Raw genomic sequence first — 937 nt, 5'->3', positions numbered from 1 at the left:
CTGACTGCAAAATACCTCAACGGCTCGCTGGAAATCGAGCGCAGCCTGCGCCATTTTTCCGAACAGTCGCTGGTCGGCGTCTTCATGCTGCGCAACGACGGCACCGTGCTGCACGCCAACGACAAGATGGCCGCCATGCTCGGCTACCAGCGCGGCGCCGAGTTGGTCGGCATGCCGGTAGCGAGTCTGACGGCGCCGGAAGACCTGTCCCTGCTGCAGGAAAACATGCAGTCGCGCCTGCAGGGCGACGCCGGCACCGTTCAATATTCCTATCGCATTCTGCGTCGCGACGGCACCCGTCACTGGGTGGAAGTGCACGGTAGCGTCTGTCCCCACGAAGGCGGCACCGCGCTGGTCGAAACCGCGCTCGACGTCAACAAGCAGGTGCAGTCCGAATGGCAGTCGCGCATGGCCGACCGCGTCTTCGAATCGACCAGCGAAGGCATCCTGATCACCGATGCCGGGTTTCGCATCCTGGCCGTCAATCCGGCTTTCACGCGGATCACCGGCTATCGCCCGGAAGAAGCGATGGACAAGCGTTCGCGCATGATGACCGGGCCCGGCGCCCAGGCTGAAATCAACCGCGGCATGCTCGAGCGGCTGGCGCACGACGGTCACTGGCAAGGCGAAATGAAGGATCGGCGCAAGGACGGCAGCTGGTATCCGGCATGGCTGTCGATTTCGGCGATACGCGACAACCAGGGCGGCATCAGCAATTACGTCGGCGTGTTCACCGACAACACGATCCGCAAGGAAGCCGAAACCAAGCTGGCCTTCCTGGCCGATCACGACAGCCTGACCGGCTTGCTCAACCGCAGCAGCCTGATGCGTATTTTCGCCCGGCAGATTGAAGCGGCGCAGGCGGCCGGCGAGACGCTGGCCTTGTTCTTCGTCGACCTCGACCGCTTCAAGACCGTCAACGACACGCTCGGCCATC

At 63.4% G+C, this 937-nt stretch carries 1 protein-coding gene; it reads left to right on the top strand.

Features of this window, described 5'->3' with window-relative positions:
* A partial coding sequence (locus HLUSI_RS0113385; RefSeq protein ID WP_029363488.1) for a PAS domain S-box protein occupies window positions 1-937 on the top strand: 937 nt, incomplete at its 3' end.

Origin of the sequence: Herbaspirillum lusitanum P6-12, assembly GCF_000256565.1 — a bacterium.
Lineage (GTDB): Bacteria > Pseudomonadota > Gammaproteobacteria > Burkholderiales > Burkholderiaceae_D > Herbaspirillum > Herbaspirillum lusitanum.
The sequence above is the reverse complement of the archived record's forward strand: the minus strand, read 5'-3'. Positions and strand labels throughout refer to the sequence as shown.